The sequence below is a fragment of the Rahnella sp. P4_A8 genome (assembly GCF_056402435.1).
In genome coordinates, this window is record NZ_JBFUHK010000001.1 from 62,618 (window position 1) to 89,043 (window position 26,426).

General features: G+C 54.2%; 25 protein-coding genes. 9 read left to right on the forward strand and 16 right to left on the reverse strand.

What is annotated here, in order from left to right:
* Positions 1-46: 46 nt before the first annotated feature.
* From AC1DUO_RS00255 to AC1DUO_RS00270, 4 genes are all read right to left on the reverse strand, one after another.
* On the reverse strand, positions 47-769 hold the full coding sequence (locus tag AC1DUO_RS00255; protein ID WP_119261648.1) for a DJ-1/PfpI family protein: 723 nt from the start codon (positions 767-769) through the stop codon (positions 47-49).
* A 148-nt stretch (positions 770-917) separates the two neighbouring features.
* Positions 918-1,856 carry an ABC transporter substrate-binding protein gene (locus AC1DUO_RS00260; protein ID WP_013575549.1) on the reverse strand — a complete coding sequence of 313 codons (939 nt, stop codon included), beginning with the start codon at positions 1,854-1,856 and terminating at the stop codon, positions 918-920.
* Positions 1,857-1,865: 9 nt separating this feature from the next.
* The gene (locus AC1DUO_RS00265; protein WP_013575548.1) at positions 1,866-2,963 is read right to left on the reverse strand and encodes an LLM class flavin-dependent oxidoreductase; all 1,098 of its coding nucleotides are present in this window, start codon (positions 2,961-2,963) and stop codon (positions 1,866-1,868) included.
* A 200-nt stretch (positions 2,964-3,163) separates the two neighbouring features.
* Complete coding sequence (locus AC1DUO_RS00270; RefSeq protein ID WP_013575547.1) at positions 3,164-4,057, reverse strand: LysR family transcriptional regulator; 894 nt, start codon at positions 4,055-4,057, stop codon at positions 3,164-3,166.
* A gap of 187 nt (positions 4,058-4,244) precedes the next feature.
* Between AC1DUO_RS00270 and AC1DUO_RS00275 the strand changes: the two genes are divergently transcribed.
* Together AC1DUO_RS00275 and AC1DUO_RS00280 are read left to right on the forward strand one after the other, a co-directional pair.
* Positions 4,245-4,850, forward strand: coding sequence for a cysteine dioxygenase family protein (locus AC1DUO_RS00275; RefSeq protein WP_013575546.1), 606 nt, complete (start codon positions 4,245-4,247; stop codon positions 4,848-4,850).
* On the forward strand, positions 4,843-6,462 hold the full coding sequence (locus AC1DUO_RS00280; protein ID WP_477986141.1) for a rhodanese-like domain-containing protein: 1,620 nt from the start codon (positions 4,843-4,845) through the stop codon (positions 6,460-6,462). The genes AC1DUO_RS00275 and AC1DUO_RS00280 overlap by 8 nt, the downstream gene beginning before the upstream one ends.
* Positions 6,463-6,506: 44 nt before the next feature.
* Here the strand turns inward: AC1DUO_RS00280 and AC1DUO_RS00285 are convergent, their stop codons facing one another.
* The 3 genes from AC1DUO_RS00285 to AC1DUO_RS00295 form a co-directional block, all read right to left on the reverse strand.
* A complete protein-coding gene (locus tag AC1DUO_RS00285; protein WP_013575544.1) occupies positions 6,507-6,773 on the reverse strand; it encodes a YjbD family protein in 267 nt (88 codons plus the stop codon).
* A 321-nt stretch (positions 6,774-7,094) separates the two neighbouring features.
* Entirely contained in the window at positions 7,095-7,388 is a 294-nt protein-coding gene (locus AC1DUO_RS00290; protein ID WP_013575543.1) for a DUF1161 domain-containing protein, read from the reverse strand.
* A gap of 52 nt (positions 7,389-7,440) precedes the next feature.
* On the reverse strand, positions 7,441-7,809 hold the full coding sequence (locus AC1DUO_RS00295) for a DUF1283 family protein (RefSeq protein WP_037034037.1): 369 nt from the start codon (positions 7,807-7,809) through the stop codon (positions 7,441-7,443).
* Between the two features lie 132 nt (positions 7,810-7,941).
* On the opposite strand from AC1DUO_RS00295, the gene AC1DUO_RS00300 reads away from it, so the two are divergent.
* A complete protein-coding gene (locus tag AC1DUO_RS00300) occupies positions 7,942-8,268 on the forward strand; it encodes a YnfA family protein (protein ID WP_015689934.1) in 327 nt (108 codons plus the stop codon).
* 4 nt (positions 8,269-8,272) lie between these two features.
* Here the strand turns inward: AC1DUO_RS00300 and AC1DUO_RS00305 are convergent, their stop codons facing one another.
* Entirely contained in the window at positions 8,273-9,178 is a 906-nt protein-coding gene (locus AC1DUO_RS00305; RefSeq protein WP_013575540.1) for a LysR family transcriptional regulator, read from the reverse strand.
* Positions 9,179-9,490: 312 nt separating this feature from the next.
* Between AC1DUO_RS00305 and AC1DUO_RS00310 the strand changes: the two genes are divergently transcribed.
* Complete coding sequence (locus tag AC1DUO_RS00310) at positions 9,491-10,786, forward strand: NCS2 family permease (RefSeq protein ID WP_013575539.1); 1,296 nt, start codon at positions 9,491-9,493, stop codon at positions 10,784-10,786.
* Positions 10,787-10,913: 127 nt separating this feature from the next.
* Here the strand turns inward: AC1DUO_RS00310 and ydfG are convergent, their stop codons facing one another.
* The 7 genes from ydfG to AC1DUO_RS00345 all read right to left on the reverse strand — a co-directional run bounded on the left by ydfG (position 10,914) and on the right by AC1DUO_RS00345 (position 17,995).
* Entirely contained in the window at positions 10,914-11,663 is a 750-nt protein-coding gene (gene ydfG / locus AC1DUO_RS00315; protein WP_112152274.1) for a bifunctional NADP-dependent 3-hydroxy acid dehydrogenase/3-hydroxypropionate dehydrogenase YdfG, read from the reverse strand.
* Positions 11,664-11,789: 126 nt separating this feature from the next.
* Positions 11,790-12,845, reverse strand: coding sequence for an aldo/keto reductase (locus tag AC1DUO_RS00320; RefSeq protein ID WP_013575537.1), 1,056 nt, complete (start codon positions 12,843-12,845; stop codon positions 11,790-11,792).
* 25 nt (positions 12,846-12,870) lie between these two features.
* Positions 12,871-13,965, reverse strand: coding sequence for an ABC transporter ATP-binding protein (locus AC1DUO_RS00325; protein ID WP_013575536.1), 1,095 nt, complete (start codon positions 13,963-13,965; stop codon positions 12,871-12,873).
* On the reverse strand, positions 13,966-14,919 hold the full coding sequence (locus tag AC1DUO_RS00330; protein ID WP_119261645.1) for a carbohydrate kinase family protein: 954 nt from the start codon (positions 14,917-14,919) through the stop codon (positions 13,966-13,968).
* Positions 14,920-14,945: 26 nt separating this feature from the next.
* The gene (locus AC1DUO_RS00335) at positions 14,946-15,785 is read right to left on the reverse strand and encodes a carbohydrate ABC transporter permease (RefSeq protein ID WP_015689933.1); all 840 of its coding nucleotides are present in this window, start codon (positions 15,783-15,785) and stop codon (positions 14,946-14,948) included.
* Positions 15,782-16,684 (reverse strand): carbohydrate ABC transporter permease, encoded by a 903-nt coding sequence (locus AC1DUO_RS00340; protein ID WP_015689932.1) that lies wholly within the window; start codon positions 16,682-16,684, stop codon positions 15,782-15,784. The genes AC1DUO_RS00335 and AC1DUO_RS00340 overlap by 4 nt, the downstream gene beginning before the upstream one ends.
* Before the next feature lie 60 nt (positions 16,685-16,744).
* Entirely contained in the window at positions 16,745-17,995 is a 1,251-nt protein-coding gene (locus AC1DUO_RS00345) for an extracellular solute-binding protein (protein WP_119261644.1), read from the reverse strand.
* Between the two features lie 542 nt (positions 17,996-18,537).
* On the opposite strand from AC1DUO_RS00345, the gene AC1DUO_RS00350 reads away from it, so the two are divergent.
* Complete coding sequence (locus AC1DUO_RS00350; protein ID WP_173362098.1) at positions 18,538-19,710, forward strand: ROK family transcriptional regulator; 1,173 nt, start codon at positions 18,538-18,540, stop codon at positions 19,708-19,710.
* Here the strand turns inward: AC1DUO_RS00350 and AC1DUO_RS00355 are convergent.
* Positions 19,679-20,269 (reverse strand): YopT-type cysteine protease domain-containing protein, encoded by a 591-nt coding sequence (locus AC1DUO_RS00355; protein WP_119261643.1) that lies wholly within the window; start codon positions 20,267-20,269, stop codon positions 19,679-19,681. The two genes, AC1DUO_RS00350 and AC1DUO_RS00355, sit on opposite strands and share 32 nt — an antisense overlap.
* Positions 20,270-20,493: 224 nt before the next feature.
* On the opposite strand from AC1DUO_RS00355, the gene guaD reads away from it, so the two are divergent.
* From guaD to xdhB, 4 genes are all read left to right on the forward strand, one after another.
* Complete coding sequence (gene guaD / locus AC1DUO_RS00360; protein ID WP_119261642.1) at positions 20,494-21,846, forward strand: guanine deaminase; 1,353 nt, start codon at positions 20,494-20,496, stop codon at positions 21,844-21,846.
* Positions 21,843-22,511: a TetR family transcriptional regulator C-terminal domain-containing protein gene (locus AC1DUO_RS00365; protein WP_013575529.1), complete on the forward strand. Its 669-nt coding sequence runs from the start codon at positions 21,843-21,845 to the stop codon at positions 22,509-22,511. Before guaD ends, AC1DUO_RS00365 begins: the two co-directional genes overlap by 4 nt.
* 115 nt (positions 22,512-22,626) lie before the next feature.
* Positions 22,627-24,030 (forward strand): xanthine dehydrogenase small subunit, encoded by a 1,404-nt coding sequence (gene xdhA, locus AC1DUO_RS00370; RefSeq protein ID WP_119261640.1) that lies wholly within the window; start codon positions 22,627-22,629, stop codon positions 24,028-24,030.
* Positions 24,023-26,422 carry a xanthine dehydrogenase molybdopterin binding subunit gene (xdhB, locus tag AC1DUO_RS00375; protein ID WP_119261639.1) on the forward strand — a complete coding sequence of 800 codons (2,400 nt, stop codon included), beginning with the start codon at positions 24,023-24,025 and terminating at the stop codon, positions 26,420-26,422. Before xdhA ends, xdhB begins: the two co-directional genes overlap by 8 nt.
* Positions 26,423-26,426: the final 4 nt, after the last annotated feature.

Below are 26,426 nucleotides of genomic sequence, written 5' to 3' on the forward strand. Positions count from 1 at the left end.
TTTCTTGCAGGGCGATAGTTCACAGTTTCTTCAACTCGCTGAAAACTTAGCTTATCTGTGTATTAATAAACTCGCCTTTGCGTAGTTTAAGCCCTGCTGCGGCTGTCGCGAGGCGCCTTGTCTCAATAAAGGAAGCCATCTGTTTTTGTGCCTGTTCAACGTGTTTCGCGGATGCCACACGGGGAGAACCTGACGAAAAGGGCGGTTCAGGGTCGTACTCCATTTGCAACTGAATACCTTGCGCTATGTCGTTGCCATAGATATCGGCAATGACATTCAGGGCAAAGTCTATGCCTGACGTTACCCCCGCACCGGTGATCCGGTTGCGATCCCTGACGACGCGTTCATTAACCGGTTCGGCCCCCAATAATTCAAGCTGGTCAAGCGAAACCCAGTGGGAAGTGGCTTTGTACCCCTGCAACAGGCCTGCTGCGCCCAGCACAAGAGAACCGGTGCATACTGACGTCACCAGCCGGGCATTTTCACTTTTCTGGCGGATAAAAGTGAGCGTCTCATCATCGGACATCAGTTTTATCTGGCCTGGCCCGCCGGGGATGCAGATGACATCCAGTTCAGGGCAATTTTCAAATGTATGAGTGGGTAAAATACGCAGGCCCCGGTCAGACGTCACGGGTTCCGGTGTTTTCCAGATAAGATGGACTTTGGCCCCCGGGGCTCTGGCGAAGACCTCAAACGGCCCCGTCAGATCTAATTGGGTCAGTTCCGGAAACAAAAGCATGCCGATTGATAAAGCCGGAAAGTCGCTCATTTAATGGTCCCCGGTTGCCAGACATCAGAGGTCAGATTGATAAAGGAAGTGATTAAGCAGAGTAGTCAATTAACCTGCGTATGACTACCCATCACTCCCCGATTTTTCGGGAAGTGATGTAACAGGGGGGTGTTACGCTTCTTCGCGATTATTTCAGCAGGAACGAATGATCAAAGGTGCCGCTGACATTCAGCGCGACGGGCAATAATCCCTGCGCGTGATAGAAATCTGCTGTTTGCTGTTGCTGCGTCTCGGTTGCGGCATCTATCGGCTGCCAGTAGGATTTACGCCGCTCGAACCCCAGCTTTGCGGCGTCCAGCGGGAAGCCGATGATTTTCGCCAGTTTTTCGCTGTACGCATCCAGATTTTTGTACGCCCATATCTGTGCATCGCTCAGGCGCTGCAGATAGTCAGCGATGGCCTCGCGTTTAGCTTTATCTTTCAGCGCCGTATCCGTCGCGGCAAGGAAGCTGTTACCCGACCACAAGCCGCGGCCATTTACGACCACACGCAGATGATCCTGAGTCTCAGCGAAGGCGGTGTAGGGTTCCCACGTTGCCCAGACATCCACTGAACCTTGCGTCAGTGCCAGCTTCGCATCGCTTGGCGGCAGGAAGCGGAACGTGACGTCTTTGGCGCTCAGTCCGGCAGAGGCAAGGGCTTTCAGCGCGACAAAATGTCCGATGGAACCGCGGTTGGTCGCGATACTTTTGCCTTTCAGATCCGCGGCGCTTTTGACCGGGCTGTCCGGTTTCACCAGCAGCGCGGTGCCGTAGGCGTCTGACTTATCCACGGCGATGGCTTTTACCTGCGCACCTGCGGCCTGTGCAAATAACAGCGGCGCATCACCGATAATGCCCACATCTACCGCCTGTGCATTCAGCGCTTCTGCCAGCGGCGCAGCAGCCGGAAACTCTGACCATTCAATTTTATAGGGCAGCTTATCCAGCTTATTTGCCGCTTCCAGCTGTGCCCGCATGTTGCCTTTCTGATCGGCGACCCGCAGGGTAATTTGTTCGGCATTTGTGGCGAACACAGCGCCGGTCAGCGTGACCAGCAGCAGAAGATTTCTCACATTCAGTCGCATCGGGTTTCCTTAAATCAGGGCAGTAACGGCGGTGTGTTTTCGGGCTTCCCGCGCAGCGATTTTCTGCTTCGTCAGCGGGATCAGACTCTTACCGTATTCGACGGCGTCATTCAGCGGATCAAAGCCGCGGATCAGGAAAGTGGTGATGCCCAGATCGTAATATTTCAGCAGTGCATCGGAGACCTGTTCCGGCGTACCGACCAGGGCCGTAGAGTTGGAACCGCCGCCAATCAGCCCGGCGATGCCGGTCCACAGGCAGGAATCGAGACGATCGCCTTGCGCGACGGCTTTCAGTAAACGCTGAGCTCCCACGCTTTGGGGTTTGGCTGCCAGCACCTGACCTTTCTCAGCTTGCAGGGCGGTGGCTTTAGTGAGAATTTCATCCGCTTTCGCCCAGGCTTCTTCTTCTGTTTTGCCGAGGATAGGGCGGAAGGAAATACTGAAGTTAATATCCCGGTTGTGTTTTGCCGCAGAGGCTTTTACCGCTTCCACCGTTTCTGCTGCACTGGCCAGCGGCTCGCCCCATAACGCAAATACATCCGCCTGTTTACCCGCAACACGGATGGCATCATCGGAAGATCCGCCGAAAAATACCGGCAGTTTTTTCTGACAGGGCTTAATGGCAGAGAAAGCATTTTCCGCCTGATAAAATTCACCCTGATGGTCAAAACCGGTTTCTGAATACCAGCTCTGTTTCAGTACATCGATGTATTCATCCGTGCGCTGATAGCGGCCGGATTTCGCCACATAATCACCGTCACGGCGTTGTTCCGCATCGCTGCCACCGCTGATGATATGCACTGCCACGCGACCATCAAGCAGGTGGTCGAGGGTCGCCAGCTTACGGGCGGCGAGGGTCGGCGCGACGAATCCCGGCCGGTGAGCCAGAAGAAAATGAATGCGGGAAGTGCTGGCCCCGGCGTGCGCGGTGACCAGAAAAGCATCGGGCTGGTCGGAGGCATAGGCCACCAGAATGCGGTCAAAGCCAGCATCTTCATGGGCTTTGGCAAAATCGGAAATGTATTTTTTATCGAAAATCGGGCCGGTCGGTGGGATGATTTCAGAAGCCAGACGGTGTCCGATCATACCAATAAATTGCACGCTCATAGGCTGTCACTCCTCGGGATGAGGCCAGCGGATGAAGGTCTGCGCTGGCAGGAGTTATCACCATAAACGGCAACTTACTATGTGAGAAATTCATTATCTTCATAAGCTAATATAAAAAATGTGCATGAACAGGTGTTGCTTTGGGCACCGCGCCCAGGGGGTTGACCTTAATGCCAGTCCGGATGGCAATCCCATAATCACTACCTGCCACAATCCAACCCGTTAGCAATCGCGGCGGCAAACGCATCAATCGCCGGTACCTGACTCGCAGGAACGTTGGGATAAATCAGCCACAACTGGCTGCGGGGGGCGAAATCTTTCAGGTCATACAGCGCCAGTTCAGGGCGCAGTGCATGTTTTTCTACCAGCGCGCGCGGCATCAGCCCCAGGCCGCGCCCTTCAGCAATCAGGGATAATTGTAAGGTCGTGCCAAACGCCTCAAGATTGATGAGCAAAGGTAAACCCTGTTCAGTCAGCGCGCGCTGCAGGGCGGCGCGGAAACCACAGCCATGCGGATTGAGGATCCACCCGTGCTGATAACAATCTTCCAGACGTTGTGGCAAAGCCTGCGGTGCTTTCGGGCCGACAACCACTAAATCGACCGTACCCAGCGGCTGGTTTTCGACACCCTCCGGGAATTGCTTACTGGCAGGGAACAGCACGACCGCCGCTTCCAGTTCCTGCTGCTGTATCCGTAACAACAACTCGTCGCCCCAGCCGCTGGAAAGTCGCGGCTGGATTTGCGGAAATTGCGCAGACAGGGTTTTCAGGGCAGGCAACAGACTGCTTTCGCTCAGGCTTTGTGGCACGGCAAGGCGCAGAAGGCCGGAAGGTGGACTGTCAGCGGCAACCAAATCACTGAGCGCATCCACCTCACGCAAGATATGACGGCATTGCTGATAAACACGGTTGCCCATCAGCGTGGGTTTCAGGGGTTTGGTCTGGCGGTTCAGCAGCGGAATGCCCAGCGATTCTTCAAAATTTTGTACCCGACGGGTAATTGCCGGCTGTGTCAGCCCCAGCTCATCGGCAGCAAGCCGGGTAGATTGCAGGCGGATAACGGCGACAAAAGCAGTCAGGTCTTCAATTTTCATAGGCACTCAGCGTCAGGATTAACGTAAAAACGGCTGCCGGCAGGATAAAACAATTTTCACGCGGACGCTGGATCCTGATGCACATTTTTATGTGTGATTTGCATATTAGCTTATCCATAAAATGAATTTTGCTTGGATCATGGCGATGCTAACCTGTCGGAAACAGTGATGAAGTATGAGGAAAGTGATGACGACTTTACAGCTCGCGCCGCTGAGACAATTTCTGGCGGACTTCACCCGGCTGGTGCAGGAACCGCACGGTCAGACGCAAATACTGGCGCAGGGAAGCGAACTGCTGACCCGTCTTATCGGCGAAGATAACTGGCTGCCGGAGGAGTTTGCGCAGCCTCATCCTGAACATTATCAGCAATATCTCTTGTACGCCGATCCGCTGTCGCGTTTTTCTGTGGTGAGTTTTGTCTGGGGGCCGGGGCAGAAAACACCAGTGCATGACCATCGTGTCTGGGGGCTGATAGGTATGCTGCGCGGTGCAGAAGTCAGCCAGAATTATACCCGCCACCCCGACGGAACGCTGCAACCGGAAGGAAATCCCATTACGCTGCACGTTGGCGACGTCGGGAAAATCTCCCCCGATCACCTGGATATCCACCAGGTCAGCAATTTTTTCAAGGATCAGGTATCGGTCAGCATTCACGTTTACGGCGGCAATATCGGTGCGGTTTCACGGGCGGTTTATCTGCCAGACGGCACCGGGAAAACCTTTATTTCCGGCTACTCCAGCCCGCACCTTCCCAATATCTGGGACCTGTCAAAAGAGAGAAATCATGACTGATTCATATTCACTGCCTTTGCGCCATTTTTCTGAACTCCGCGAGGCGTTGCTCGAAGGACAGGATGTGGCGCTGGTTGACCTGCGTGAAGAAGCGGCCTTTGCCACCGGACATCCCTTATTTGCTGCCAATCTGGCTTTGTCTAAACTCGAACTGGAAGTGCTGGATCGCATACCAAACCGTCTGACGGCTATTACGTTGTATGACAATGGTGAATTTTATGACGTGCAGCGCGGCGAGCGTAAAACCATGCGGGCGGCTCAATTGCTGAAATCGCTGGGGTATCAGAATATCGCGTTGCTGGCCGGTGATCTGGCTGGCTGGAAAGAAGCGGGCGGTGAGATATTTATTGATGTGAACGCGCCCAGTAAAGCCTTCGGGGAATGGGTTGAACATCATTACGAGACACCGTCCCTGAGTGCGGAACAGGTGCTGGCATTGCAACAGCAGGGGGCAAACATTGCTGTGCTGGATGTGCGCCGTTTTGATGAATACCAGGTGATGAGTATTCCGGGCGGCGTGAGCGTACCAGGAGGCGAACTTGTGCTGCGCCTGAAAGATGTGGTGCCTGATGACAACACGCAGGTGATCATCAATTGTGCGGGGCGTACCCGCAGCATTATCGGCACGCAATCTCTGATTAATGCCGGATTTACGCAGCCGGTGTCTGCATTGCGTAACGGTACGATTGGCTGGACGCTGGCGGGGCAGGCACTGTCGCACCTGCAACATAAACAGTTTCCGGCACTGAGTGAAGCCTCACGCAGGGTTGCGCTGAAAGGCGCGCAAACTCTGGCTTTACGCGCGGGCGTGCGCTCAGTGACGTTGTCACAATTACGTAACTGGCAACAGGATGATTCCCGCACGTTATACGTGTTTGACGTGCGCACGGCAGAAGAGTTTCGTGCCGGGCATCTGGCAGGCACGCGACACGTTCCCGGTGGCCAGTTGGTTCAGGAAACCGATCACTATGCCAGCGTTCGTGGCGCGCGAATAGTGCTGGTGGATAATGATGGTGTGCGTGCGCGCATGGCGGCCTCATGGCTGGCACAGATGAACTGGGAAGTGTATATCGCCGAAGTGAGGGCTGAAGATCTGACTGAACAAGGCGACTGGAAAGCCCGGGTTGCGCCCGCACCGGCTGTGGAATCTGTCAAACCGGAACAACTGCTGAACTGGCTGAGTGAGGGTAATACCGGCATTCTCGATCTCACCACCAGCGCGAATTTCCGTAACCGGCGCATTCCGGGTGCGGTCTGGACAACACGGGGCAATATCCCGCAAATTATTGCCTTACAACCGCAGAAAGCGCGTTGGGTTGTCACCTGCACCAGCGGTTTGCTGRCACGTTACGCTGTCACGGAAGTGGCCGGACTAACCGGCAAACCCGTTTATTTGCTGGAGAAAGGCACGGTGGGCTGGATCGACCACGGGTTGCTGCTTGAGCGGGGGGATTCTGTTTATCTGGACGACGCGCAAGACAGATATCGTCGTCCGTACGAAGGCACGGATGTCAGCCCGCAGGCGATGCAGGATTATCTGGACTGGGAATACGGGCTGGTCGGGCAGTTGGAAAAAGACGGAACGCACGGTTTCAGATTACTGGAAGCCTGAGGGCTGAGGCCTCTGCGTGAGGAACGCAGAGGTTCAGTTAACGTTTAACGACGACCACGCGGATGAGTGCGGGCTGTCCAGTCGTATGTTGCAGAAGTGCTTGGAACGGCTTTATTACGGCGCTTTTCGGCCCGCGCTTTCGCAGCGACTTTTTCTTTTTCTGCCATCAACGTATCGATGTAGTCATCTTTAATCCGGTTATTTTCCGAATTCGTCAGCTCACGGCCCTGTGCTTTACGGGCTCTGTCCAGCAGTGTTTTTAACTCACGCTGTTCGCTTTCCGTCATATCTTGTTGGGTCAGTCTTTTCATTTTTACCGCATCCTGTGAGGAAAGTGGCTACCATTGTAGTCGAAATGGTGGCAGGAGTCGCTGCAACTCATCACCTTACTTGTTTTGTTTTTTTAAAAGGCAAGGTTGTTTCAGAAAGCTTGCTGAACGGAGCGGCAGCGTGTGTTGAAAACGTGAAGGGAGATCCGGGAGGGAAAAAGCACTTTTCTCTCCCGGTGGTTTCGGTGCGAAGATCGTATGATAACTGTTATTAAGAAACCGAAAGGTTCCCGATCAGGTCATCGGGCTTTCACTGCAAGTGATAAACCGCCGGTGATATCCGCTCCGACATCACCGCGAATATTACTGTGAATCCTGGCTGGTCCCGGTCTTAGGACTTGCCGCTGAACTGTCACCCGCATCGGCGGTTTTGGTATACACAATCTTCTGACTGTCATTGCCGCAGTGGCCCACGACCTGCCCGCCAGCCTGATCGGCCTGATCATTTGGCACGATATCGAGTTTAAACCCTGATTCAGGCAAGCCGTTTGCCACGATTTTCTGGGTAATGTCAGCTTTTACGCTTTCACAGGAAGCCTGTGCCATCAGCGGTGCGAACATAACGACAGCAAGACCCGCTAAAAGTGTCTTTTTCATCATTCATTCCTTTTATGAAAACCAGTGTACTTATGAGTCTAGCAGATAGGATTTACGGAGCCAGTAACTGACGGCCATTACGACGGTCAAGGCAGCGCTCAGTGTTCGGTTCCCAGTACGCATTGATGTTTTGGCTGGCCTGACACTTGTCGCGCAGATCAATCGAATTGTCGTATTTGGAGAAGTCTTTCTCGTTACGCTGGTTTTTCATGGCGCGCAGGCGTTGGGTTTCATTCCATTGCTCTTTGCTCTGACGTGCTTCTTCGTTGGTCATGGCATCATTGCCGGTACCGCCAAAGACACAGGTTCCGCCCGCACAATTGGTGGCCGCGAGTGCAGGCGCCTGCCAGCTGGCGGTTATAGCCAGCAAAGCCACAGGCAGAATGCTGCGGGTCAGTCGGGATTTAAACGTTGTATTCATCAGCTCATCCTTTTAATTTACACATCGCTCAGGCGAATAATTGCATTATAACATCCGGCCGAATGACGTCACCCTCTGCCGGTAAACTGGTTGATATCTTATTGAACTTCGGACTGTAAACCTGGCCCAATTATGCTCAAAACGTCTTTACTGTTCTTTGCGACCGCACTGGCAGAAATCATTGGCTGCTTTTTACCTTATCTCTGGCTGCGCAAAGGGGCAAATGTGCTGCTGTTATTGCCTGGGGCGCTCAGCCTGGCGGCGTTTGTCTGGCTGCTGACATTGCATCCGGCGGCAAGCGGCAGGGTGTATGCGGCTTACGGCGGGGTTTATGTCATGACTGCCATGCTGTGGCTGCGGTTTGTCGATGGCGTGAAGCTCAGCGCCACCGACTGGCTGGGCGCATGTGTGGCTCTGGCGGGGATGCTGATCATCATTTCTGGCTGGAAAACGGCGTGAACGGCTATTGCGATAATCTTTCCATCAGCACAATCACTTTCTGAATCACAATTTGCGCCGCGCGGGATAACTGGCGGCGCGGGGCAACGCACAACGCCAGCGTCAGCGGTTTGGCACTGCGGCCCTGAAGCGGCACAAACGCCAGTCGCTTTTCCTGTAAATCTGGCAATACATCTAGCAAACTCAGCACGCCGACACCGGCCCCTTTGCGGATAAGTTCGCGCATCATGCGCACGTCATTACAAACGATCGACGGCGTTTCCAGTAACTGATAGCGGTTATACAGCAGTCTGGCGCGGGCATTGACCATCAGCGGTTCGGAGGGAATGATCTGCCGGTAGGAGGCGATGTCGCTGAACGACAACGATTCCTTCTGCGACAGTTTATGACCCACCGGCATCGCAATTCCGATGGGCAATTCCGCAAAAGCGCGTACTTCCAGCCCGGTATGTTCGACGGGATCGAGCAACAATCCAAAATCCACTTCCGCTGAACTGACCTGTTCGCTGATGTTCCGGCTGTCTTCGATGCGGATATCAAACGTCAGGTAAGGGTGTTCTGCGCCCACGTCGGCAATCAGTTCCGCCACCATGCCTTCGCTGAGAGCGGCAATCATAGAGATGGTGACATGCCCGCGTCGCAGTCCCTGAATTTCATCGAAACGTTCGCGGGTGCGGGAAAATTCTTTCCGCCAGCGGCGGATGTCATCGAATAAAATTTCGCCTGCTGAGGTCAGTTTCAGGCCTGTCGGCAAGCGTTCAAACAGCGGGGTTTCCAGCGTTTGTTCAGCCTGCAGGATCTGCCGGTTTATGGCTGAAGCCGAGACGTGCAGCACTTCTGCCGCTTTGCGCAAACTTCCTGTTCGGGCGACTTCGGTAAAATATTGCGAAAAACGGGAGAATGGCGACATGGGTGTACTAATTTATGCAGTGAATAAGTGAGATAACTATTATGGACTGCATCACTCATTTTTCCTAGATTGTGCGATGCCCCTTTGTAAAACAATCACCTCAGGTTGTTTTACAGGCAAAACGGGCAATGACAGGGTTCGTCAAAACACGTTTAAGCTCGCGTGCCGTATTCCACGGGATAATGGTGGGACGAATTGTGGCGTTCGTTCTGCTGGTGCGCGTGCGTGTGTTTTGAAAAACAACACTAATAACAAGCGTGCATTTTTGATCACCAGACTGAAAGTGATCACGCGACCAAGAGATTCCTTCTCATGTTAGAAAAACTATTTAAGTTAAAAGCTCACCGTACTAACGTGCGGACTGAGATTGTGGCTGGGCTCACTACATTTTTAGCAATGGCCTACATTCTGTTTGTTAACCCGTCTATTTTGGGCGCGACGGGGATGGATAAAGGTTCGGTTTTCGTGGCTACTTGTCTTGCTGCCGCAATCGGTTCCGCACTGATGGGCTTTATCGCCAACTACCCGATCGCACTGGCTCCGGGCATGGGGTTAAACGCCTTCTTCACCTACACCGTGGTGCTGCATATGGGTTACACCTGGCAGATCGCGCTGGGGGCCGTTTTCCTTTCAGCCTGTATTTTCTTCGCGTTATCGATTTTTAAAATCCGCGAATGGATTATCCGCAGTATTCCGCTGCCATTACGTTCGGCCATTGCGGCGGGTATCGGTTTATTCCTGGCGCTGATTGCGCTGGAAAATGCCGGTATTGTGATCGCTAACCCGGCGACGCTGGTCGGTCTGGGCGATCTGACCAAGCCGGGGCCGCTGTTTGCGATGCTCGGTTTCATTCTGATTGTGGTGCTGGAAGCGCGTAAAATCACCGGCGCGGTGCTGATCGGTGTGCTGGCCGTGACCGTTCTGGCGATTGCGCTGGGTTATTCGCCGTTTGGCGGCGTAATGTCGATGCCACCTTCCATTGCGCCAACCTTCATGCAACTGGACATCAAAGGCGCGTTTAACGTTTCGCTGATTAGCGTGGTGTTCGCGTTCCTGTTCGTGGATGTGTTCGACAACTCCGGCACCCTGATTGGCGTGACCAAACGCGCAGGGCTGGCGGATGAAGACGGCAATATCCCGAAAATGGGCCGTGCGCTGGTCGCTGACAGTGCGGCGGCGTTGTTCGGTTCACTGCTCGGCACCTCAACCACCACCAGCTACATCGAATCCGCAGCAGGCGTGAGCGCTGGCGGGCGTACCGGTCTGACGGCGATTGTGGTGGCTATTCTGTTCCTGCTGAGCCTGTTCTTCGCTCCGCTGGCAGGCAGCGTTCCGGCCTTCGCAACGGCTCCGGCTCTGTTGTTCATCGCGGTTCTGATGACGTCTGGCCTGGCTGAAATCGACTGGAAAGACATCACCGTGGCAGCGCCTGTCACCGTGACTGCGCTGACCATGCCGTTTACGTATTCCATCGCCAACGGTATCGCATTTGGTTTCATCACCTGGACGCTGGCAAAACTGCTGACCGGTCGCTGGCGTGAGCTGAATTCTGCGCTTATCGTCTTGTCGATTCTGTTTGTGATTAAACTGGGCTGGCTGAGCGCGTAATACGTTTTCGGTTGCCGGATGTCGGAAAGGCGCGGGCAGGTTGCCGCGCCTTTTTTGTGCGCACTGATAAAAGGCAGATAATAAAAAAGCAGCCGGAGCTGCTTTTCGTGTCAGTCAGGGCGCAATATTACCCTTCGCGATGTACCTGCAAACCGGCGAGAGACTGGCTGACCGGCATCATTTCGATGCTGTTGATGTTGACGTGTGCCGGCAGGGTGGATACCCAGAATACGGATTCGGCTACATCGGCTGCGGTGAGCGGATTAGTGTTATCGTAGGTTTTACTGACTTTCTCGTCGTCGCCTTTAAAGCGCACGCTGGAGAATTCAGTACCACCGCACAGGCCCGGCTCGATATTGGTGACGCGAACGTGGGTGCCATGCAGGTCGGTGCGCAGGTTCAGACTGAACTGACGCACAAACGCTTTGGTCGCGCCATACACGTTGCCGCCTGCGTATGGCCAGTTGCCTGCGGTGGAACCGATGTTTATCACATGCCCGGTGTTGCGTTCAACCATGCCCGGCAACACGGCGCGTGTCATGTACACCAGCCCTTTGGTGTTGGTGTCGATCATTTTGTCCCAGTCTTCCAGCGAGGCTTTATCCGCTTTTTCCAGACCGAGTGCCAGACCGGCGTTGTTAACCAGAACATCAATGTTACGCCAGTCAGCAGGCAGGCTGGCAATAGCTTCTTCAATAGAAGCCCGGTTAGTCACGTCCAGTTCAACAGCGTACAGCGCGTCTCCCAGTTCGGCTTTCAGGTCATCCAGACGCTCTTTACGGCGACCGGTAGCAATCACTTTATGGCCTTCTTTAACAAATTTACGTGCGATTTCAGCACCAAATCCGGCAGTTGCGCCGGTAACAAAAATAATCATCCCGGTATTCCTCAGTTTTTAAGCAAGGTGTGCACGAGGCCCACTAAAGAAACTCTTTAAGTATTAACACAAAAATAACGAGACCGGCATAGTCAACCGGTCTCAGTGCGTATCATTTTGTTGCAGTTACTTTTTCAGATAGGGCGCGATCAGCGATAAATCCGCTACAGACAAGCGATCCGGTGCGGTCTGCGCCTGATGCCAGTAAGGATACAACAAAGGTAACTGGCTGACCTGATTAAGTCGTTCAATTTCTTCGTTATTGAGGGTTAAATCAGCGGCGAGCAGGTTATCCTGCAACTGCGTGTCGTTGCGCGCCCCGACAATCACCGAGGTCACCTGCGGACGGGCAATCAGCCAGGCCAGCGCAATCTGCGCCGCAGAAACGCCACGGGCTTCGGCGATGTCCACCAGCACATCGACCACGTCGTACAGCGCACTTTCATCACGCACCGGCGGTTCGCCCCAGTCGGCCAGATGACGGGTGCCTTCCGGTGCCGCCTGATTGCGGCGATATTTACCGGAAAGCAGGCCGCCTGCCAGCGGGCTCCAGACCAGCACGCCCAGCCCCTGATCCTGCGCGGCAGGCAGCAACTCATATTCAGCTTCACGCGCCTGCAGGGTGTAATGGATTTGCTGACTGACCGGGCGGATGTAGTGGTTAGCGTCGGCCACGCCCAGCGTTTTCATCACGTGCCAGGCGGAGAAGTTAGAGATACCGACGTAACGCACTTTGCCACTGCTGACCAGATCGTCGAGCGCCCGCAGCGTTTCTTCCAGTGGCGTCAGGCCGTCCCATTCATGCAACTGATATAAATCCAGATAATCCGTGTTCAGACGTTTCAGGCTGGCTTCACAAGCGCGCAGAATATGATGACGGGACGAACCACGGTCATTCGGGCCTTCACCCATTGGAAAGCGGGCTTTACTGGCCACCAGCACGTCGTGACGTTTGTTGCCCAGTGCTTTACCGAGGATCACTTCCGATTCACCGCCAGAATAGACATCGGCGGTATCGAACAGGTTAATCCCGGCATCAAGACATAATCCTGTCTGGCGTTGTGCGGCCTCAACGTCAGTTTGCCCGGTTTTGGCAAATTTCCCCTGACCACCAAACGTCATGGTACCCAGGCTGAGAACTGAAACTTTCAGGCCAGACCGGCCTAACAGACGGTATTCCATAGTTTATCTCCATTGAGAGTCATTTTTACCGCAGATCCTCTGCCAGCCGTTCACCGGTCTGGGCATCAAACAGATGGATCGCCTCGCGGTTGGCATCGAGATACAGCGGCTGACTGGCGCTGATACGGGCGCGTCCGGCGAACTGAACGTGCAGCGGGAAACCGCACCAGTCGATGTGCAACAGGCTGCTTTCTCCGGTCACTTCCAGCAACCGTAATGTGGCGGCAGGTTGGGTACTGTGCTCTGCCGGTTTTAAATCGTGCGGACGCAGGCCGAGCGTGACGGGTTCTCCCTCAGCGTGCCGTGCCTGCAACGCCCACTTCTCCGGCAGTGCGAACCACAACTGATTACAGTTCACACCTGGCTGACCGTCAATATTGCGGAAGACACCGCTGAGCAGATTCATGGGCGGTGAACCGATAAAACGCGCCACAAAGGTATTTACCGGCTTATCGTAAATCGACAACGGATCGCCCTGTTGTACGATAAAACCGTCTTTCATCACCACGATATTATCGGCCAGCGTCATGGCTTCGATTTGATCATGGGTCACATATACCGTGGTGGTACGGAACTGCTGATGAAGCGATTTGATTTCTGCGCGCAGTTCCATACGTAACTGGGCATCGAGGTTGGAAAGGGGCTCATCGAACAGAAACACTTTCGGATTACGCACCAGCGCACGACCCATCGCCACACGCTGGCGCTGACCGCCGGACAAATCTTTCGGCAGGCGTTTCAGTAAGTGATCGATACCCAGCACTTTTGCGGCCTGTAGCACTTTGGCCTGTTGTTCGGCTTTCGGCACCTTCTTCACCTGCATGTGGAATGCCATGTTTTCGGCCACGGTAAGATGCGGATACAGTGCGTAACTCTGGAATACCATCGCAATATCACGATCGGCGGGGTCAAAATTATTGATCTGCTGTTTATCGAGCAGAATATCGCCGTCAGACAGGGATTCCAGCCCGGCCAGCAGGCGAAGTAAGGTGGATTTTCCACAGCCCGAGGGGCCGACCAGCACGGTGAAACTGCCGTCAGGGATGGTCAGATCCAGCGGTTTCAGCACCTGCACTTTGCCATAATGTTTGGCGACTTTTACCAGTTCTACCAGAGCCATTTAGATTTTCTCCACAAGGCCAAAAAGTGATTGCCAGTCAGGGTAACGGCGCGGGGAACTGCTGATGGCACAACCGGCAACGCGAACTCCCCATTGCAGCGCCGTGGCAGGCGGCAGGCCATAAATCAGCGCGGATAAAAACCCGGCATTAAAACTGTCTCCGGCACCGATGGTATCGACCACCCCGACCGGTTCGGCGTGCTGATGCAGCGTCAGATTTTTGGCCCACAGACGCGCACCCTCCGGCCCGCATTTCGCCACGCAAAAGGCGTTATCCGCCATCTGCTCCAGCAACGTCAGCGCGGCGGCGTCCAGTGTGGTGGCGTCGGCCAGCCCGAGTGTTTCGACTTCATTGAGCAGCAGCGCATCGCAGAATGGCAGCCATTTTGCCGCCTGTTCACGTAACGCATCGCTCCAGTCTTCCGGCGGCCAGCCACTGTCGACAGCCACCTGATAACCACGCTGTTTCAGCGCTGCCAGGAGTTGCGGATAGTCAGTGTAAAGCGCGGTACACAGCCAGGTGCCGCACAGCAATACCCAGTCTCCGGCCTGTGCCGTTTCAGGGATTTGCCCCAGAACGTCCTGCATGGATAAACGAACTATATGTCCCTGATTGCTGAAAAATGTTCTTTCGTGATCAGGATGTGTCACGCCAAAGGTCAGCGAGGTTTCGCAATCGCAGGTCGGCCAGCGTGAGGCGCTTTCCGGGAACATACCTGCCAGCCAGCCGCTGAACTGGTCATTGCCCTGATTTGCCACCAGACGAAAAGGGGAACCGAGCGCAGAGAGTGCCAGCGCGCAGTTTCCCGCCGACCCGCCGGGGCGCAGTGAACTGCTTTCGAGCATCGCTTCCGTGCCTTTTTTCGGCCATTCGTGCAACGTGCTCATGATCAAATCCACGTTGATATTGCCCGTCACATACAGCGTGGCGCGGGTCAGAGGTTTTGTTGTCATTGATGAGGTTTCCCTGATGTTCATTTTCAGCCCTTGCTGCCACCGGCGGTCAACCCGCTGACCATGGTTTTTTGCAGCCAGAGCGCAATAAAGAGCGGTGGAATGGCCGCAAGGATCCCGACAGCGGCAATCAGACCGTCGTCAGTGGCGCGCCCGGCGGTGAATCCGGCGATGGTGACCGGCAGCGTCTGGGCGTCGATATTGTTGGTAAACAGCAGGGCGTAGAAAAATTCATCCCAGGCCAGCAACCAGCCAAACATCGCCGATGCACCCAGCGCCGGTTTTGCCAGCGGCAGGGTGATGCGCAGCAATACTTGCCAGTAACGCAGCCCGTCGAGACGCGATGCCTGTTCGATATCCACCGGCAGCGCGTCAAATTGGTTTTTCAGCATCCAGGTGAGGAACGGCAGGATCATCGAGCAATACACCAGAATCAGCCCGAGATGGGTATTGAGCAGCGCGAGCTGTTGCAGGATGAAATACAAAGGCAGCACAAACGCCACCGGCGGAACCATGTAAATCGCCAGGCTGCCAAACAGCCAGCCGTCGCGACCGGGATAGCGCGAGAAGCTATAGGCCGCCGGTATCGCCAGCATCAACGACACCAGTGTGGCACCACAGGCGACCAGCACACTGTTGCCGAGCGCATGCAGGAACAGCGCACCGGGCGTTCCGGCCTGTAAGGTCAGCAGGCGGGTATAACGGTTGAAATCCCAGTGGCGCGGCAGCCATTCCAGCGGAATGCGGGTCAGATCTTCCGCCGAGCTGACGCTCATCAGGAACATCCACAGCAGCGGGGCAAGAATCGAAATGGCCACCATCAGCGCCGCAAAGTAACGTAAAACGAGCCGGATTTTTTGTTTCATTCGTTGCTCCCTGAACGGCGCTGACGCAGTAACATCACCATGTAAATCATGATCAGCAGTGCGCAGATCAGCGTCATGAGTATCGCGTACGCAGCACCGCTGCCAGCGCGCAGATAACTGAACGATTCCTGATAGACAAAGAAACTGACGGTTTTGGTGCTGTCGAGCGGCCCGCCACGGGTCATGACATAAATGATGTCGAAGATTTTGAAGGCGTCGATGGTGCGCAGGACAAGCGCGACGGCCAGCGGTGCGGCAATCGCCGGTAAGGTGATTTTACGAAAACGGCGGAAAGCCGATGCGCCGTCGAGCCGTGCGGCTTCGAATAAATCTTCCGGAATGGTTTGCAGCGCCGCCAGCACCAGCAGGGTGATCAGCGGATAGTTTTTCCAGATATCTGCGAACATCACGGCATTGATCGCCGAAGACGGATCGCCGAGCCAGCTACGGTAGGCGTCAATCAGCCCGAGCTGAGAAAGCAGGGCGTTAATGCTGCCGTAATCGGGATTAAAGTTCAGCCGCCACAGGGTGGCGTTGACGATAGTCGGCAATGCCCATGGCAGAATCACCAGCACGCGCAGAGCGCTGCGTCCCCAAAACGGCTGGTTCAGCAACAGCGCGACCAGCACGCCGATGATGCCTTCAATAACCACTGAGACGACAGTGAAATAGAGCGTCCGCCAGAGTGCGGCGCGAAAATCCGGATCCGTCAGCGCATAGATGAAATTCTCGCTCCCCACCCAGTTGGGCGCAGAACCGTCGCCGATTAACCCGGCATCCGTAAAGCTGAGCCACAACGTGCGGGCGAGCGGCCAGGCGGTCAGTAAGAACATCATCAGAAGCATGGGCGCAAGCAGCAACCAGGCCTGACGTTTCTCGCGTTGGGGTAATGTCAGCATATCTTTTCCCAGCCCGTCCGGCCGGAACCGGGCGGGCTATTATAGTGTTGGCTTTAAAACTTAACGTAAACGATCAGCGGCTTTGGTTGCGGCTTCCATACCATCCTGAGCCGGGGTTTTACCCTGCAATACCGCCTGAATGTTTTGCTGCAATATGTTCGACAGACGGGAGTAATCTGCTGTAACCGGGCGCGACAACATCACATTCAGCGAGGTTTTCGCCGCCGCGATCAACTGCTCCTGATCTTTCTGCACCGCCGGATCTTCATAAGACGATTTCCAGATTGGCAGACTCAGTTTGGCGTATTTGTTCTGCACTGGCTGCGACGTCATGTAGCTGATGTATTCCCATGCCTGGTCCGGATGTGCGCTGGCTTTGGCGATGCCCAATCCCATCGACCCGTTAACGCCGGATGCGCTACCGGCGGTTTCACCCGGTGCCGGAATGACCCCCACGTCACCCGCGACTTTGCTCTGTTTCGGGTCGTTCGCCATGTTGTACATGTAGGTCCAGTTCAGTGCGAAAGCCGCATCACCGTTGGAGAACGACTTACGCACATCTTCTTCCAGATATTCACGCGAATTCGGGTTAGTCAGCCCTTTATCCAGCGTCTCTTTCATGTAGCTGATGGCTTTCATCGCGCCGGAATTGGTGAAATTCAGTTTGCCGTCTTTGTAGAAATCCCCTTTGAACGCCGACACCAGCGTGGTGTAGTCGCACAACAGCGCTTCGGATTGTGACCAGCTCCAGACCAGCGGATATTTCACGATGCCTTTTTCTTTCAGGATCTCAGATTGCTTTTCAACATCAGCCCAGGTGGCGGGCGGGGTAGTGATCCCGGCTTTGGCCAGCATGGCTTTGTTGTAATACAGATATTTGGTGTCGAGGATCCACGGCATCCCCCAGCGTTTATCTTTGTAGGTCACGGTAGAAATCGCGCCGTCAAAAATCTTATTGCTTTCTTCAGCCGGGATACGCGCCGTGACATCCTGCAACAGGCCGTATTTGTTAAATTCAGCAGGCCAGATCGCATCGAACAGCACCACGTCATAACCTTTGTCACCGGCACCGCGTGCGGCGGCGATTTTGTCGTGCAGGGCTTCATATGGCACAAACTCCAGGTTCACTTTGATATCCGGATGCTGTTTGGTGAACTCGGCGGTCATTGCGCGGATATCCGCTTCGCTGTACGCCGCCTGAGTCATAAATAAGGCACTGAGCGTCGTATCGGCCAGCGCGCTGGCGGAATATCCCAGGGTGAGGGCAGAGAGGGCGCACAGGGTGGCCGCAGGGGTAAATCGTAGGCTCATCGTCATTCTCCGAAACAGGGTTAGGTTTATTAAATCAATTTGATTGCTTTAATCGGCTAAAAAAAATGGGAAGGCATAACTCTGCCAGTCCCTGCGTCCCTGCCGGATTTACCCTTCATACTTCGGGCTGCTGATGCGTTGGCTACGCTCCATCACCCGAATCACTGACTTATGTCAGCTCATCGGGATTCACTCGCTTGCCGCCTTTCTGCAACCCGAATTATCTTGGGTATAAAACGTGTGCTACACGGATGATTCAAATCTAAATAATGACTGGCGATTATTATTAACATGGCAATAACATTCAAAGCTGTGATGCCACCGTCATATTCATATCATCCCAGGTTAACCCTAAATAATTCGGGTTGCAGGAAGGCGGTAAGGCACGAATCCCAGGAGCATAGATACCTATGTGACCGGGGTGAGTGCGCGCAACCAACGCATCTGCAATACGAAGTATGACGGGTTAATAAAATCAATTTGATTGCTGTAATCACTGGCCACATACTGCCCGCAAGGTCTTCACCGTGGAGAGGGATGTGATAACAACGTCTGGTACCAATCTTGAGCACGCCCGTGCTCACAATCGTCGGGTGGTGATCGAAGCCATTCGCCTTAACGGTGAACTGACCCGCGCTGAAATCGCCCGGCTGACGTCGCTCACCCCCCAAACGGTCTCCAACATTGCCACCGAACTCGAGCAGGCGGGTATCCTGTCTTCCCACCTGCCGCGCCGTGCGGGAGGGCGTGGTCAGCCAGCAACGCCACTGACACTCAATCCTGACAGCGCCTATTCAATAGGCATCCATCTTGATCATCAGTCGCTGCTGACTGTGCTGGTGGATCTGACCGGAACTGTTCGCTTTCGCAAACTGATCCATGTACAGAAACCGCAGCCAGAGCCCACGCTGGCTCTTATCGATCAGGTTCTGCAAGAAATGCGCCAACAGGTGAAAATTGACTGGCGAAAAATATTAGGCGTGGGTGTGGTGATGCCGGGGCCGTTTGGCGTAGAAGGCATTTCCTCACAAGGGCCGACCACGTTGCACGGCTGGGATAATATTGATATTGAAGCGCGTTTAAGCGCCGCGACCGGCTGGCCGGTGACGCTGGAAAACGATGCGACGGTAGCCGCAATCGGTGAGCGTTTTCACGGTGTGGCCAAGCAATTATCGTCGTTTGTGTATCTGTATATCGGCACCGGGCTGGGTGCCGGCATCTTCACCGACGGACGGATTTACACCGGTCATGCACACAATGCGGGCGAAGTCGGCCACATTGTGGTGCAACCGGGCGGGCGGGAATGTTATTGCGGCAACAAAGGCTGCCTCGAACGTTATGTTTCTTTGCAGGCGGCGTATGAAGCCTGCGGACTGGATCCGATGTCGGCCATGCCCGAAGATCTGCTGAAAGTCGATGAAAAAGTGTTCGATAAATGGCTTGATACTGCCGTCGAACCGGCACTCCAGGCCATCAATATTATGGAATGCGTGTTCGATGCGCAGAGCGTGATTATCGGCGGCACCATGCCTAAACCATTGGTGGAAAAGCTGATTAAGCGCCTGACGCCCCTGTATAATTCGGTGCGCAGCCGGTACGCGCAGAGTGCACGCATTCGCCTCGGGATGTCCGGCAGCGACACACCCGCGCTCGGTGCTGCCGCGTTGCCAATATTTGATGAATTCAATCCGCAATATGAAGTGCTGTTGAAGTAGTGATGTTTAAGTGCTTTGATTTATATTGTGTTATCTGCAAATAGGGTGTGCGTGAAGGGGGATATTTTTTTGATATCCAGTACTGACAAATAAAAGAAGAAAAACTTCTGCTTTTTGTTATCTCAAACTCACCCAGATTGGGGTCAAATATTTTATAAGTCCCTTTATGTATGCTCATGCCAATGCAGTGTGAGTAACCATTTTTTGAATAAACAACGATACTGAAAACACCCCTGATGGTGGATCTTGCAAATGACTGAAAATCATTTGTTTTTAAATCAACTTGTCTTATCGGGTAAAATAAGTCGCTGTTGAAAGCCAGGTTTATTTTTCCAGATATCAGGTACTTACAGGTTAATGCACGTTGGCGGGAAATAAAGTTATAAGTGTTTTTATAGAATAAAAAGGATTGAGGTTTCTCAGAAAGTTCATGCTGAATCCATGAACTTACCATGCCGGCACATACGCCATAACCTGAAACTGATATATCCCTGGTTTGTGTTTTTAAAAAAGCCATCTGGTCAAGATGAAAATTACATGCCATGTGTTTTGTAGTCATAAAGATAGAGATTAATTAATGATTTCTGATGGGGCTAAATGTTATCACACGCACGCATCAGAAGATGTCTGGCATAGCTAAATGAATTATTTTCGATCCGGTATTGAAATTTCGAACCAACCGGTCTGACTCTTTGATCTGACCGGTTGGTCAGATTTGGCATAAGCTTTGCAAATGTTCTGTTATCAATCGTGAACGAGAATGTTGCAGAGAAGGACAATGCCATGAGTCAGATCATCACCCGCGCCGTCCGCGGAAATTTCTTCGATATCCGCGAGCCGGTATTACGGCCGGAAGATTTAGAAGCGCAGGTGCGTTATATCGAAGACGGCCTGATGTTGCTCAGCGGCGGCACAATCATCTGGCTGGGAAGCTGGCAGGAAGGTGAGGGCAAGCTGGCGCAGGCACGTAAAACCGCTGTTCTGGAAATTGATGATTATCGCGACAAGCTGATCGTCCCGGGCTTTGTCGATACGCATATTCACTATCCGCAGACCGAAATGATCGGCGCGTACGGCGAGCAGTTGCTCGAATGGCTGACGCGCTATACCTTCCCGACCGAACAACAATATCACTGCGCGGATTACGCCAGGCGCATGTCGAAATTCTTCATCAGTCAGTTGCTGCTTAACGGGACCACCACGGCGCTGGTGTTTGGCACCGTTCATCCGCAGTCCGTCGATGCCCTGTTTAAAGAAGCCTCCGACATCAATATGCGGCTGGTGGCGGGCAAAGTGATGATGGACAAAAACGCCCCCGACGCCCTGCTGGAAACCCCTGAAGAAAGTGAACGCAACACGCGCGGGCTGATTGCGCGCTGGCATAACCGCCAGCGTCTGAGCTATGCGCTGACGCCGCGTTTTGCGCCAACATCTTCGCCTGAACTGCTGCAAAAAGTGCGGTTGCTTAAGCAGGAATTCCCCGACGTGTACATGCATACCCATCTGAGCGAAAACGTCGCTGAACTCTCGTGGGTGAAAGAAATGCACCCTGAACATCAGCATTATCTCGACGTTTATCATCAGTACGGACTGACCGGCGAACGTTGCGTGTTTGCACACTGTCTGCATCTGGATGACAGTGAATGGGATTGCCTGCACGACACCGATTCGACTATCGCTTTTTGCCCGACGTCTAATCTGTTTCTGGGCAGCGGTCTGTTTAATTTGCAGAAATCCTGGCAGAAACAAATTCGCGTCGGCATGGGCACGGACGTCGGTGCGGGCACCACCTTCAACATGCTGGAAACGCTGTCAGAAGCCTACAAAGTCGGACAACTGCAGCGTTACCGTTTATCCGCATTCGAAGCCTTCTATCACGCCACACTCGGCGGCGCACGGGCGCTGCACCTCGACGATAAAATTGGCAACTTTAATACCGGTAAAGAGGCGGATTTTGTGGTGCTCGAACCGGGTGTCAGTGCGCTGCAAAAATTACGTGCCACCAACAGTAAAACGCTGGCTGAAAAGCTGTTTGTGCTGATGACGCTGGGTGATGACCGTAATGTGTATTGCACCTACGTTGACGGCGAACCGGCGTATGTACGGGATGCTCAGCAGGAGGAACTCTCAGCATGATGAACAGTGATACCGGCGGCAAAGTCCGCCTTGCGCGTGAACGCACCCTGGAAAATATCCACGCGGCGGCCATTGCAGAATTCAGTGAAAAAGGTTTTCAGGGGGCAACCACTCAGGCCATTGCTCAGCGCGCCGGGATCAAAAAAGCCCAGTTGCATTACTACATCGCGGGCAAAGAAGAGTTGTACGAAGAGCTCTTGCAGAAAGTGCTGAAAGTCTGGGGCGATATCATTCAGTTTGACCCGTCACTCAGCGAACCCGAGGCGGTGCTCAGCCGTTATATCCGCAATAAGCTGAATTTCTCGTTCGATCAGCCGCAACTGTCGCGCATTTTCACCAGTGAGGTACTCGGCGGCGGTCACTATCTGCATAAGTACTGGCCGCTGGCCACGCAGAATATCACCGGCAAAGAGAACCTGATCCATCAGTGGATTGAGCAGGGGAAAATCCGTGCGCTGGATGCCCGTCTTTTCATCATGCATATCTGGGCGGTGACGCAGTATTACGCCGATTTTGCGGTGCAGGTGAAGCATATGTACGGCAATTTCGAAGGCGATGAACAGGCGCGTGAACACATTATTGGTGAAGTGACGACACTGATTCTGAATGGCTGTAAAGCCTTTGCTCCTCCCCCTGCGAAGGGGGAGGCCGGGAGGGGGTATTAAGGGCAAACTCCCAGTCAAAGCATACATCAACTTTTTGATTTTGCTTTAAAACCCCACCCCAACCCTCCCCTTCGCAGGGGAGGGAGCAAACCAGTGATTTTTGAAGGATATGATCATGATCCAATTTCTGATGAACGGCAGGATCCACACGGAAAATCTGCCCGCTGACACCACCGTTTTGCAATATCTGCGCCGCGATGCAGGGCGCTGTGGTACCAAAGAAGGCTGTGCCTCCGGTGACTGCGGCGCCTGTACGGTGGTGCTGGCAGAAAAGCAGGGTGAGCAACTGCAATACCGCACGGTCAACGCCTGCCTGACCTTTATGCCTGCGGTGCATGGCAAACAGCTTATTACGGTTGAAGATCTGAAACATCGCGGCGAGCTTCATCATGTACAGCAGGCGATGGTGGATAATCACGCTTCGCAATGCGGTTTCTGCACGCCGGGTTTTGTGATGTCACTGTTTGCGATGGAAAAAAATAAACCTGTTTTTACGGTTGAAGGCGTGCAGGAAACCCTTTCCGGCAATCTTTGCCGTTGCACGGGTTACCGGCCAATCATGGATGCGGCGAAAGCCATTTGTGAAGCCCCGCAGGCCGATCAGTTTGATGCTGATGCCCGGCAAACGCTGGAAAAACTCGCCGCGATATCCGCGACTGAACAGCCGGTGACTATTGATGAACTGGCCGGACGTTATCTTGCCTGCCCGGATTCCCGTCTGGTGGCAGGCGGTACCGATCTGGCGCTGGAAGTCACACAACGTTATCAGCGCCTGCCGAAGCTGATTTCGCTGAGTCATATTCCCGAACTCAAGGCAATTATGCTGACCGGTCAGGCTATTCATATTGGCGCCGCCGCGCCACTCAGCGCCTGTATGCCGTTTTTACATGAAGAGTTCCCGGCGTTTGGCGAGTTGCTTGAACGGTTTGCATCACAACAAATTCGCAACCAGGGGACCTTCGGCGGCAATATCGCCAACGCTTCGCCAATCGGTGACGGCGGGCCGGTGTTGCTGGCGCTCGGCGCTTCGCTGCTGCTGCGGCGTGGCGCTGAACAACGGGAGTTACCGCTTGATCAGTTCTTCCTCGGTTATCGCAAAACTGCGTTGCAGCCGGGCGAATTTATTGAACAAATCCGCATTCCCCGCAATACCCCGGCGGCACGCCAGTTACGGGTTTATAAAGTGTCGAAACGGCTGGAGGACGATATTTCTGCGGTCTGCGCGGCGTTGCATATTGAAGTGCTAAATGGCGTGGTGGTGCATGCACGCGTGGCGTTTGGCGGCATGGCGGAAGTGGCGAAACGGGCCAGCGGCTGTGAGGCGCAATTACTTGGTCAGCCGTGGCAGACGGCAACTGTCGAGCGGGCCTGTCAGGCGCTGGAACTGGATTTCACGCCAATCAGTGATTTTCGTGCCAGCCGGGAATACCGCATGCAGGTGGCGAAAAATCTGCTGCGCCGCTGCCATATCGAAATGACTTCTCCTGAAACACTGATGCGGGTAACACATTATGTCTGAATCGAAACCATCACTTTCTCAGGCTGAGATGGAAGCGTTGTTCCGCACAGGGTTGCAGAGCGGCGTGGGCAAAAGCCAGAAACATGAAAGCGCGGAGAAACACGTCAGCGGTGAAGCAGTGTATATCGATGACCGGCTGGAATTCCCCCGTCAGTTGCATCTGGTGCCGCTGCTCAGCCCTCATGCGCATGCTGACATTTTGCATATTGATACCGAACCTTGTTACGCCGTACCGGGTGTGGTGCGGGTGATGACTGCACAGGATGTGCCCGGCAATCTGGACATTGCGCCGCTGACCCATGGCGATCCGCTGATGGCGCAGGGCACCGTGCAGTATGTCGGCCAGATTGTGCTGGTGGTGGCGGCAACCTCAATGGAAGCCGCCCGTGCGGCGGTGGCGCTGGCGAAAGTGGAGTATCAGCCGCGTGACGCGGTGCTGACGGTAAAACAGGCGCTGGCGCTGGAACATTACGTCGAAGAACCGCATCAGCATAAACGCGGTGACGCTGAGATGGCGCTGGCCTGTGCGCCGCACCGTTTACAGGGCGAACTGGAAATTGGCGGCCAGGAGCATTTTTATCTCGAGACGCAGATTGCCTCAGTGATGCCCGGCGAAGACGGCGCGATGCTGGTGTACAGCTCGACACAGCATCCGACAGAAGTGCAGAAACTGGTGGCCTCGGTGCTGGATTTGCCGATGCACAAAGTCGTGGTTGATATGCGACGCATGGGCGGTGGTTTTGGCGGCAAAGAGACGCAGGCCGCTGGTGCAGCCTGCCTTGCCGCGCTGGCGGCGCATCTGACCGGACGTCCGGCAAAGATGCGGCTGTCGCGTCAGGATGACATGCTGATCACCGGCAAGCGCCATCCGTTTCATGTCAGCTATGACGTAGGGTTTACCGATGACGGCGTCATTCACGGTATCGACATTAAACTGGCGGCCAACTGCGGTTATTCGCTGGATCTCTCCGGTTCTATCGTCGATCGCGCCATGTTCCATTCCGATAACGCCTATTACCTCGGCGATGCGCTGATCACCGGTTATCGCTGTAAAACTCATCTGGCGTCGAACACCGCTTACCGCGGATTTGGCGGCCCGCAGGGCATTGTGGCGATTGAGCACATTGTTGATCATATTGCCCGCGAACTGGGTCTGGATCCGCTGACGGTACGCAAAAATAATTACTACGGTCAGGAAGCCCGCAACGTTACGCATTATCACCAGCCCGTCGGGCAAAACCTGTTGCAGGAGATGACGCAGCAACTGGAGGATAGCGCGGAATACACCGCAAGACGTGACGCTGTCATGAAATTTAACCGCAGCAACCCTTATCTGAAAAAGGGGCTGGCGCTGACGCCGGTAAAATTTGGTATCTCCTTCACCGCCAGTTTCCTCAATCAGGCAGGCGCGCTGGTGCTGGTCTATACCGACGGCAGTATTCAGCTCAATCACGGTGGCACAGAGATGGGACAGGGGCTGAATACCAAGGTCGCGCAGGTGGTGGCTGAGGTGTTTCAGGTGGATATCAGCCGGATTCAGATCACCGCGACTGATACCGGCAAAGTGCCCAATACCTCGCCGACGGCAGCGTCATCCGGCGCTGACCTGAACGGTAAAGCGGCGCAAAACGCGGCGGAAATCATCAAAGGGCGCATGGTTGAGATGCTGATGCGTGTTCATGATGCACAGGAAACTGACATCACCTTCAGCAACGGTCAGGTGCGCGTTAAAAATCAGTATTTCAGTTTTGAACAGGTGGCGACCCAGTGCTGGCTGAATCAGGTGCCGCTGTCCAGCACCGGCTATTACAAAACACCGAAGATTTTCTATGACCGCAGTAAAGCCGCCGGGCATCCGTTTTATTATTTCTCCTACGGCGCGGCTTGCGCGGAAGTATTGGTCGATACGCTGACCGGTGAATACAGGCTGTTGCGGGCAGACATTCTGCATGACGTCGGCGACTCACTGAATCCGGCGATTGATATCGGTCAGGTGGAAGGCGGATTCGTGCAGGGCATGGGCTGGCTGACCACGGAGGAGCTGGTGTGGAATGACAAAGGGCGCTTAATGACCAGTGGTCCGGCGGCGTATAAAATTCCGGCAATTGGCGATATTCCGCAGGATCTGCGCGTGAAACTGGTGGAGAACCGTAAGAATCCGGAAGATACCGTTTTCCATTCCAAAGCCGTGGGTGAACCGCCGTTTATGCTCGGGATATCCGTCTGGTGTGCCATCAAAGATGCCGTTGCCAGCCTGGCCGGTTATCGTGTACATCCGCACCTTGATGCACCTGCCACGCCGGAAAGAGTGCTTAACGCCATAAATCAGATGCATTTTCAGGGTGACGTTGTCACTCATTCCGCTATGGCTACCGCAAAAATTGCCGGCTGACGGG

Excerpts from the sequence above, each read along its gene's own strand:
- AC1DUO_RS00255 (WP_119261648.1), bottom strand. The coding sequence starts at position 769 with ATGAGCGACTTTCCGGCTTTATCAATCGGCATGCTTTTGTTTCCGGAA.
- AC1DUO_RS00260 (WP_013575549.1), bottom strand. The coding sequence starts at position 1,856 with ATGCGACTGAATGTGAGAAATCTTCTGCTGCTGGTCACGCTGACCGGC.
- AC1DUO_RS00265 (WP_013575548.1), bottom strand. The coding sequence starts at position 2,963 with ATGAGCGTGCAATTTATTGGTATGATCGGACACCGTCTGGCTTCTGAA.
- AC1DUO_RS00270 (WP_013575547.1), bottom strand. The coding sequence starts at position 4,057 with ATGAAAATTGAAGACCTGACTGCTTTTGTCGCCGTTATCCGCCTGCAA.
- AC1DUO_RS00275 (WP_013575546.1), top strand. The coding sequence starts at position 4,245 with ATGACGACTTTACAGCTCGCGCCGCTGAGACAATTTCTGGCGGACTTC.
- AC1DUO_RS00285 (WP_013575544.1), bottom strand. The coding sequence starts at position 6,773 with ATGAAAAGACTGACCCAACAAGATATGACGGAAAGCGAACAGCGTGAG.
- AC1DUO_RS00290 (WP_013575543.1), bottom strand. The coding sequence starts at position 7,388 with ATGAAAAAGACACTTTTAGCGGGTCTTGCTGTCGTTATGTTCGCACCG.
- AC1DUO_RS00295 (WP_037034037.1), bottom strand. The coding sequence starts at position 7,809 with ATGAATACAACGTTTAAATCCCGACTGACCCGCAGCATTCTGCCTGTG.
- AC1DUO_RS00300 (WP_015689934.1), top strand. The coding sequence starts at position 7,942 with ATGCTCAAAACGTCTTTACTGTTCTTTGCGACCGCACTGGCAGAAATC.
- AC1DUO_RS00305 (WP_013575540.1), bottom strand. The coding sequence starts at position 9,178 with ATGTCGCCATTCTCCCGTTTTTCGCAATATTTTACCGAAGTCGCCCGA.
- AC1DUO_RS00310 (WP_013575539.1), top strand. The coding sequence starts at position 9,491 with ATGTTAGAAAAACTATTTAAGTTAAAAGCTCACCGTACTAACGTGCGG.
- ydfG (WP_112152274.1), bottom strand. The coding sequence starts at position 11,663 with ATGATTATTTTTGTTACCGGCGCAACTGCCGGATTTGGTGCTGAAATC.
- AC1DUO_RS00320 (WP_013575537.1), bottom strand. The coding sequence starts at position 12,845 with ATGGAATACCGTCTGTTAGGCCGGTCTGGCCTGAAAGTTTCAGTTCTC.
- AC1DUO_RS00325 (WP_013575536.1), bottom strand. The coding sequence starts at position 13,965 with ATGGCTCTGGTAGAACTGGTAAAAGTCGCCAAACATTATGGCAAAGTG.
- AC1DUO_RS00330 (WP_119261645.1), bottom strand. The coding sequence starts at position 14,919 with ATGACAACAAAACCTCTGACCCGCGCCACGCTGTATGTGACGGGCAAT.
- AC1DUO_RS00335 (WP_015689933.1), bottom strand. The coding sequence starts at position 15,785 with ATGAAACAAAAAATCCGGCTCGTTTTACGTTACTTTGCGGCGCTGATG.
- AC1DUO_RS00340 (WP_015689932.1), bottom strand. The coding sequence starts at position 16,684 with ATGCTGACATTACCCCAACGCGAGAAACGTCAGGCCTGGTTGCTGCTT.
- AC1DUO_RS00345 (WP_119261644.1), bottom strand. The coding sequence starts at position 17,995 with ATGAGCCTACGATTTACCCCTGCGGCCACCCTGTGCGCCCTCTCTGCC.
- AC1DUO_RS00355 (WP_119261643.1), bottom strand. The coding sequence starts at position 20,269 with ATGACTACAAAACACATGGCATGTAATTTTCATCTTGACCAGATGGCT.
- guaD (WP_119261642.1), top strand. The coding sequence starts at position 20,494 with ATGAGTCAGATCATCACCCGCGCCGTCCGCGGAAATTTCTTCGATATC.
- AC1DUO_RS00365 (WP_013575529.1), top strand. The coding sequence starts at position 21,843 with ATGATGAACAGTGATACCGGCGGCAAAGTCCGCCTTGCGCGTGAACGC.
- xdhA (WP_119261640.1), top strand. The coding sequence starts at position 22,627 with ATGATCCAATTTCTGATGAACGGCAGGATCCACACGGAAAATCTGCCC.
- xdhB (WP_119261639.1), top strand. The coding sequence starts at position 24,023 with ATGTCTGAATCGAAACCATCACTTTCTCAGGCTGAGATGGAAGCGTTG.